We start from the raw sequence: 8,002 nt of genomic DNA on the forward strand, positions 1-8,002 counted from the left end.
TAAAGAGAGATGGTATCTACAGCCAAATAAAGTTTCTCTATTAAGGCTTTTTTAGTAGCACCGTGCTGAAATTTTTCGACATCAAATTCAACGAACTCGTATTGCTCTTCGCAACTCATATCTTTAATGAGTTCTAGCACAGTACTTTTACCCGATCCTAAATTTCCTTCAACACCAACAACATTGATACCGTTATCATCTTTTAAAGATCTAAAAACAGCATTAGCTGTCCTACTATGGCTACAACTATCAAACAAGTCTTTTTTAGAAGGCTTTTCTATTAGAAACTTGTAGTTGTTATTATTTTTTTCATTATCCATATGAGGTATAACCTAAGAGTTTGTGAATTAATCATATTTTTATACGAAAAACAGCTCTGAATAAGCTAGCACGGGTAGAGCCACATGTCATTTAACTTGTTGTTAAGCTGAAGCATTACTTAATATCGAAGTATAAGTATAAACTGTCGTGCCATAGTGATTTCGGCCAATTATTTAGAGTATTTACCCTAACTTGTTTTGGGGCAGAAACGAGTTATATCTGAATAGCTGCTTTTGGCACTTAGTTGAACTTCGGCAAAGAGCTTGAAGCAGTCATACAATGTAAAAATCCGACTGACCGCTAATCGCTCACAGCCGAACTTCGTAAAAGTGCCACTTTGAGTCGTTCAGTTTAATTCTTTGCTCAACTAATAAAAACTAATTAACAGACGTTTTACCTAATTCATTTAGGTCAGTGGCTTAGCTCTCCAATTAACCAACTGCGGTATTGTACTAGCAGTTATACTTCTAACTAACACTACTCATAACTCATTTTTTCGAATATATCTGTTGTCACCACAACATAATAAATTTATTATATAATAAATTCATTATGGAATATTTCATGAAAGTTCTCTTTTTATGCACTGAAAACTCAGCTAGGTCTATCATGGCTGAGGCGTTGCTAAAGCATCATGGTAAAGGTGAGTACGAGGTTTATAGTGCTGGTACTGAGCCAAATAGTGTTGATAGTCGTACCTTGTCAGCTATCGAGCACTTTGGGTTACCTACCGATGGATTACACTCAAAACACCTTGATGAAGTTAGCAATATCCATTTCGATTTTGTTATTACCCTGTGTGATAAAGCGGCAAAAGAGTGTGATAGCCGAGTCAATGGTACTAACTGCCTTGCTTGGGATTTCCCTGAGCCTCGTTCTCGTAGAGATGCCAACCCGTTTGAAAAAACGCTACAAGAGCTAAATGAACGGATCAAAATGTTTTTGCTGATACAAGAAAAGCAAATGCCAGCGCCAATAACGCCAACTACTTTTTACAAAGCTCTGGCTGATGATATTCGCTTGAAAACGCTTTTAATCATTGCGGTTGAGGGTGAAGCGTGTGTCTGTGAGTTGATGACTGCATTAGATGAAGAGAGCCAGCCCAAAGTGTCCCGTCACCTAGCACAGCTTCGAAAAACAGGCATTTTATCTGACAGAAAGCATCAGCAATGGGTGTTTTATTCGATCAATCCAACATTGCCAGCGTGGATGAAGCAAACCATCACCTCAACGGTAGTGAATGAGCCTATTTTTATCGAACAAGAGCTAGCCAGATTAAACTCGATGGGTGACCGTCCTACGCGTGTGGCAAGCTGCTGTAATTAAGGAATGTAACTATGGGGATTTTTGAACGTTATTTATCTGTTTGGGTGGCGATATCAATTGCTGCTGGTGTGGCGCTGGGGATTGTTTACCCACCTCTTTTTGAAGCTATTGCAAAGCTTGAAGTTGCCCATGTAAATGTAGTTGTTGCTGTTTTCATTTGGGTAATGATCTACCCAATGATGGTGCAAGTGGATTTTTCAACCATTAAGGAAGTAGGGAAGAATCCGCAAGGCTTGGTATTAACTTTGGTGGTCAACTGGCTTATTAAACCATTTTCAATGGCTGCTTTAGGTTGGTTGTTCTTCGAAGGCTTATTTGCCGATTTTGTATCACCAGAAACAGCGCAAGAATACATCGCTGGTATGATTTTACTGGGGGTTGCACCTTGTACGGCAATGGTGTTTGTCTGGTCGCAATTAACCAAAGGTGATGCGAACTATACCTTAGTTCAGGTGTCGGTGAACGACATCATCATGATTTTTGCATTCGCTCCCATTGCGGGGTTATTGCTTGGTGTAACAGACATTCATGTACCTTGGGGCACCTTGTTTATCTCGGTGATTTTGTATGTATTGCTCCCTTTAATCGCGGGAATCCTGACTAGAAAACACTTAAACAGCTCAGGTCGCGATGAAGCAGCTATCACAAGTTTGCTAGAGAAGTTAAAACCGTTTTCTGTTATCGGTTTACTGGCAACAGTCGTTTTGCTGTTTGGCTTTCAAGCTAACACCATTATTGAGCAACCACTTAATATCTTGCTAATCGCCATTCCGCTTATCCTGCAAACCTATGGCATTTTCATTATTGCCTATTTTATCGCGGTCAGACTCAAGCTTAAGCACAACATTGCTGCACCTTCTTGTTTGATTGGTACATCTAACTTCTTTGAATTGGCAGTGGCAGTAGCTATTTCCCTTTTCGGCTTACATTCAGGCGCTGCATTGGCGACCGTGGTTGGGGTTCTGGTTGAAGTTCCAGTTATGTTGTCTCTCGTATCGATTGTGAACAGAACAAAACATTGGTTTAACGAATAATTAAGAGGCTTTTTATGCACACTCATCCATATGACATACTAACACTTGATAATGGCGCAAGCTTTATCTTTACTCCTTGCCCCGGAACAAAAGACGTTGATTTAACAACATCGGTTACACAATTGAAAGATGCTGGAGCACAAGCGATTGTGACGCTGATGTACGATGCAGAAATGAACAAGAATGAAGCCGAAGACCTTCCTCAAGTGTGTGATGCACAAGGTATTAAATGGTTTCAGTTACCTATTTTAGATGACGATGCACCAAATGAAGATTTTGCAGCAGCGTTCAAATCAAACCTTGATGACATGCTATCTATCTTACGCAATCAAGGCACCATTGCCGTGCATTGTAAAGGCGGCTCTGGTCGCACAGGCTTAGTCATTGGACTACTGATGTTTGAACTAGGTTACGACAAGGCAGACATTATTAAACAAGTGCAGAAAATGCGCCCTAAAGCGCTCTCACACCCAGTACAACTTTCTTTTTTCAATGAGTTTCAAATAGTAGGAGCTTAACAATGGCAATTAAAATTGGTATTAACGGTTTTGGGCCGCATGGGTCGCTTAACACTTAGAGCTGCTTTTGGTTGGCAAGACATTGAGTTTGTGCAAATCAACGATCCTGCTGGCAATGCAGAAACGCTAGCACATTTATTAAAGTACGATTCTGTGCATGGTACTTGGTCACATGATGTAACCCATGATGACAATAACGTGATAATTGATGGTCAAGCCATTCGTGTAACGCAAAACAAAGCAATTAATGATACGGATTGGTCTGAATGTGATTTGGTCATTGAAGCGTCAGGCAAGATGAAGAAAACTGAGTTGCTACAAGCCTACTTAGACCAAGGAGTAAAAAAAGTCGTTGTAACAGCACCCGTAAAAGAAGAAGGTGTACTTAATGTGGTTATGGGGGTTAACGACCATCTATATGATGTTGAACAGCACTCAATCGTAACGGCAGCGTCTTGCACCACAAACTGCTTAGCACCAGTGGTGAAAGTGTTACTGGATAAAATCGGCATCAAACATGGCTCGATGACGACTATCCACGACATTACCAACACTCAAACGATTCTAGATGCTCCGCATAAAGATTTACGTAGAGCGCGTGCCTGTGGCATGAGCTTAATCCCAACCACTACAGGTTCGGCAACGGCGATTACTCATATTTTCCCAGAGTTGAAAGGTAAGCTGAATGGTCATGCGGTACGTGTGCCTCTTGCGAATGCTTCAATTACTGATTGTGTATTTGAGGTTGAGCGTCCAACAACGGAAGCTGAAATTAACGCTTGGATGAAAGAAGCGGCTGAGGGCGAATTAAAAGGCATTCTTGGTTATGAAGAAAAGCCACTTGTGTCTATCGATTATAAAACCGACCCACGTTCTAGCGTTGTCGATGCATTATCAACAATGGTCGTTAATGGCACTCAGGTGAAGCTGTACACATGGTATGACAACGAGTGGGGTTACGCTAATAGAACGGCTGAACTTGCTCGTAAAGTCGGATCATCAATTAAAGGGTAATGTAACACTATGAAGCGCTTGACATCATTATCAGACGATATTAAGCAATACCTTGTTGTCACAGGTAACTACTGGGCATTTACCTTAACAGATGGCGCACTACGCATGTTGGTAGTGCTTCATTTCCACGCGTTAGGCTATAGTCCGCTTAGTATTGCGATGTTGTTCTTGTTTTATGAAATATTTGGCGTTGTCACTAATTTAGTTGGCGGCTTCTTAGGTGCCCGTTTAGGGCTAAATAAAACCATGAACATTGGCTTAGCCATTCAAACTATCGCCTTGCTGATGTTAGCTGTTCCTGCTGAATGGTTAACAGTTGTGTATGTGATGATTGCACAAGCGCTTTCAGGCATTGCCAAAGACTTAAACAAAATGAGCGCAAAAAGCTCAATTAAGATGTTGGTTGCCGCAGGACAAGAAGGCACCTTGTTTAAATGGGTCGCGGTATTAACAGGCTCTAAGAATGCCCTGAAAGGCGTTGGCTTTTTCTTAGGCGGCTTACTGTTAACTTTACTTTCCTTCAAAGGCGCAATGTTGTTAATGGCAGGTGTTTTGGCTCTTGTTTGGTGTTACAGCCTTTATGCTTTGAAAAACGACTTAGGTAAAGCCAAGAACAAACCTAAGTTTACCGACATCTTCTCAAAGAGCAGCTCTATTAATATATTGTCGGCTGCACGACTCTTCTTGTTTGGTGCGCGTGACGTCTGGTTTGTAGTTGCACTACCTGTGTTCTTGTCGCAAGCCTTTGAATGGGATCATTGGACGGTTGGCGGTTTCTTAGCGCTTTGGGTGATTGGTTACGGAATTGTGCAATCAATGACACCTAAGCTAATCAACTTCAAAGATAGCGTTTCTCCTGCGACTGAAACTGTAAAATGGGCAAGCTTATTAGCACTGGTGACATTAGGTATTGCCTTATCGTTATACTTTAGCTGGGAAGTTAAAACACTGCTCATTGCTGGTTTAATGGTATTTGGCGTACTGTTTGCCATTAACTCTTCACTGCACAGTTACTTGATTGTTAGCATGGCTGATGCCGATGGCGTTTCGTTAGATGTTGGCTTTTACTACATGGCAAATGCAATGGGGCGTTTAATTGGCACAGTGTTGTCAGGCTGGGTTTTCCAGCTATACGGGTTAGCTGCTTGCTTGGGTATTTCGTTTGCTTTTATTAGTTTAGCGGCACTTATTTCTGCCAAGTTACCAGCCACAGGAAGAACCAAGTAAACAATTTGCATTAAGGCTTTCCCCTGACACTAAGCAGTCAGGGGAATGAATTATTTACCAGTGCAACAACTATTCCCCTCTTGAATAGGAGGACACTTTACTGTTCCGTAAGAACAATAAACGCAACAATCTCCCTTTAACGGCTTAAGCAATGTTTTACAGCTTCCGCATTCGTAATACCACTGACAAGCGTTTGTAGGCATAGTCTCAACCTTACTAAACCCGCACTCTGGACAGGTTATCTTTGATTCTAACTCTATACCTTGCATACTGGCTCCTTAACGGGCTTAACCATATCCAACACTGACATGACAACTATCCAAATGATCCCAAAATAAAATAAGTAAGTGCTCCAGTCGTATTGCCACAATGGATAAAGGGTTAACAATACTGCAATTGGGCCAATGACACTTAAAATGCCTCTTACCACATGCTTATGTTGATACCAATTATAGAAATTAACTAATAACGCTAGTGAAGCAAACAAGGGCAATAAGGTGTTAACAGCAATTCCTTCAAAGTGTGATAGGAAACCCAATCCAAGAGCTGATGCTAATGAGCCGAGTGCAGGAAAACACGCTGTGCAGCTTAGCGCGGCTAGCCAAACGCCACCAGAGCCGATTTTATCGAGAATTTTATTAATCATAATTACCTCTATTTTTGAGGTATTTTAAACTCCGTACATGGGTACGGAGTCAATGACTACTTAAGCGAATTGATAATTGGGCAGGTTTTTGGATCTTGATTGGCTTTGCATGAGTCTGTCATATCTTGAATTACTTTTTCCAACCTCTTTAAATCACTGATCTTATCTCGAATCAGTTGCAGCTTTTGTAAGCCCAACGATTCGACTTCAGCGCAATTACTGCTTAAAGACATCAGTGATTCTATCTCTTTTAGGGTAAATCCTAATGCTTTAGCTTTGAGAATAAACTTGAGTTGACTGGCATGAGTTTCGCCATACATTCGATAACCTGATTCTGGTTTTGGTGGCTGTTCTATTAAACCTTGGCGCTCATAAAAGCGGATAGTTTCAACACAGATATCTAAATATTTTGCCAGTTTTCCAATGGTTCTCATAAACACACTCTTTCGAAGAAGAGACATCATTATACAATTAATGCGGGTTGGCTAAACGTTCTTAAGGTGCAATTAATTGCCTAACCTCAATTTTAGGGCATGAACGGGTTCGCTAAGCGTCCGCTTTGTAGAATTAAGTCCAGATATCCAGATAACTCTGACTGTCTCTTATTCGCACATTTGCGACGCTCAACTAAACTCATTTTGGGGCAAAGGCGAGTTAAATACATAACCCGCCTCTGGACAGTTTCGTTTTAGAACTAGTGCTCCATAGTGTATCTGTTAGATTAGGAAAAGTAGGTTGCTCCCTTGGGCGTTTGTTAAAACTACGCTAGGTTAGGTGTCTAACATATCCCATTCGTCGCCAAGAACCCAACGTAAGGCTGATAATTTGCCATTTATCATACCCCATTCAAAGTCTGACCACGGACCGGTGTCCTCATACTTACTTTCGACTTTTTGTGCAGATTTAATTGCACCCTCTAGGATATGTTCATGTATGACAGCACTTCCGTACCGTTCGGTACCCTCCGGCACAACTTCAATTTCACCATGTTCGATCTGCCACATCCTATTCTGGTGTCTGTTGTACCAAACTTTATCCACCAACTCGTCCATTACATCAAGAATTTCTCGTAAGCCACGAGTTTCTTCAGTGTAATCGTACTCAAACTCGATCTCAGCCAACACATCCTCATCAATGATGTTCAAAGCTGATGCAAGATTATTGAAATAATGAACATTTTCACGATTAAAAATATCGTCGAAGTCTTCATGTGGTTTTCTATGGTCTTTGGCTGAAAAATCATTGTGATTGTGAGTGATAAAGAAGCAGCTATCAGTAGCATCAACATCAAGCGAAAACTCATAAAACTGCTCGATAATAACAGCGTCTGCAACCGAGTTTTTACTGATATGAAATGGGGCTTTTTTATCCAAGCCACGTTGAACCGCTGCAACTTTTGAACGCTCACTAATATTAATTAGCTCCGCAGACTGGATTAGTTTTTCGACTCTGTTGATTGTGCTGTAATTGGCATCTGTTAATAAAGGCAATCGTGCATTTATGTCATTTAGCACTTCGAGCGTTTGCTCTTGGTTTGCACTAGCGAACTCACTTACCACAGCTTTTACTTGTTTAAACTCTTGAGACAATCGTCTTGCAGTCTTGTTTGCAACATCTTCTTTATTTCTCTCGTATTCTTCAGCAACCAAGTCTGTAACAACCAGTTTCACCACATCGGTTTCGACTAGCTCTTCCAAAGCTGAAACCAAAGCAAGATCTTGCTTTTTCGTTGAAATATCAAGAAATACGCAAGTATCAAGACATATATAATTCATATAACCTCAAATGATGAACTTTTTCAGTAGAGTTAACGCCTCAATCAGAGGCAATAAAATAGCTGGCTAAAATTAGCGACGAACGAGCAAAATCCAGCTACTTTTTTGTCCTTTGAATGACTTGTGTACGCCCGACATGGG

Annotated in this window: 9 protein-coding genes and 1 pseudogene; 5 read left to right on the forward strand and 5 right to left on the reverse strand. The window is 40.9% G+C overall.

The genetic code is table 11. The features are described 5' to 3' along the window. A partial coding sequence (locus CWC14_RS16785) for a P-loop NTPase fold protein (RefSeq protein WP_212746562.1) occupies positions 1-320 on the reverse strand: 320 nt, incomplete at its 3' end. Between the two features lie 565 nt (positions 321-885). Between CWC14_RS16785 and CWC14_RS16790 the strand changes: the two genes are divergently transcribed. The 5 genes and pseudogenes from CWC14_RS16790 to arsJ all read left to right on the forward strand — a co-directional run bounded on the left by CWC14_RS16790 (position 886) and on the right by arsJ (position 5,440). Beyond that, positions 886-1,647, forward strand: a complete 762-nt coding sequence (locus tag CWC14_RS16790; protein WP_029609889.1) for a metalloregulator ArsR/SmtB family transcription factor — start codon at positions 886-888, stop codon at positions 1,645-1,647. Between the two features lie 11 nt (positions 1,648-1,658). After that, entirely contained in the window at positions 1,659-2,681 is a 1,023-nt protein-coding gene (arsB, locus tag CWC14_RS16795; protein WP_028835005.1) for an ACR3 family arsenite efflux transporter, read from the forward strand. Positions 2,682-2,695: 14 nt separating this feature from the next. Beyond that, entirely contained in the window at positions 2,696-3,199 is a 504-nt protein-coding gene (locus tag CWC14_RS16800) for a cyclin-dependent kinase inhibitor 3 family protein (RefSeq protein WP_016898911.1), read from the forward strand. Between the two features lie 2 nt (positions 3,200-3,201). Next, positions 3,202-4,213: pseudogene (locus CWC14_RS16805) on the forward strand (ArsJ-associated glyceraldehyde-3-phosphate dehydrogenase). A 9-nt stretch (positions 4,214-4,222) separates the two neighbouring features. Beyond that, positions 4,223-5,440, forward strand: a complete 1,218-nt coding sequence (arsJ, locus tag CWC14_RS16810) for an organoarsenical effux MFS transporter ArsJ (protein WP_138564039.1) — start codon at positions 4,223-4,225, stop codon at positions 5,438-5,440. 50 nt (positions 5,441-5,490) lie between these two features. Here arsJ and CWC14_RS19815 read toward each other — a convergent pair whose 3' ends face one another. The 4 genes from CWC14_RS19815 to CWC14_RS16830 all read right to left on the reverse strand — a co-directional run bounded on the left by CWC14_RS19815 (position 5,491) and on the right by CWC14_RS16830 (position 7,861). Further along, positions 5,491-5,709 carry a GDCCVxC domain-containing (seleno)protein gene (locus CWC14_RS19815; RefSeq protein WP_076920327.1) on the reverse strand — a complete coding sequence of 73 codons (219 nt, stop codon included), beginning with the start codon at positions 5,707-5,709 and terminating at the stop codon, positions 5,491-5,493. Next, entirely contained in the window at positions 5,697-6,086 is a 390-nt protein-coding gene (gene merC / locus CWC14_RS16820; RefSeq protein ID WP_138564041.1) for an organomercurial transporter MerC, read from the reverse strand. The genes CWC14_RS19815 and merC overlap by 13 nt, the downstream gene beginning before the upstream one ends. 56 nt (positions 6,087-6,142) lie before the next feature. Then, the gene (locus CWC14_RS16825) at positions 6,143-6,520 is read right to left on the reverse strand and encodes a MerR family transcriptional regulator (protein ID WP_036983712.1); all 378 of its coding nucleotides are present in this window, start codon (positions 6,518-6,520) and stop codon (positions 6,143-6,145) included. A gap of 336 nt (positions 6,521-6,856) precedes the next feature. Continuing rightward, positions 6,857-7,861, reverse strand: coding sequence for a PIN domain-containing protein (locus tag CWC14_RS16830; protein WP_036972188.1), 1,005 nt, complete (start codon positions 7,859-7,861; stop codon positions 6,857-6,859). Between the last annotated feature and the right edge of the window lie 141 nt (positions 7,862-8,002).

The sequence above is a fragment of the Pseudoalteromonas sp. S3260 genome (assembly GCF_005886925.1).
GTDB lineage: Bacteria > Pseudomonadota > Gammaproteobacteria > Enterobacterales > Alteromonadaceae > Pseudoalteromonas > Pseudoalteromonas tetraodonis.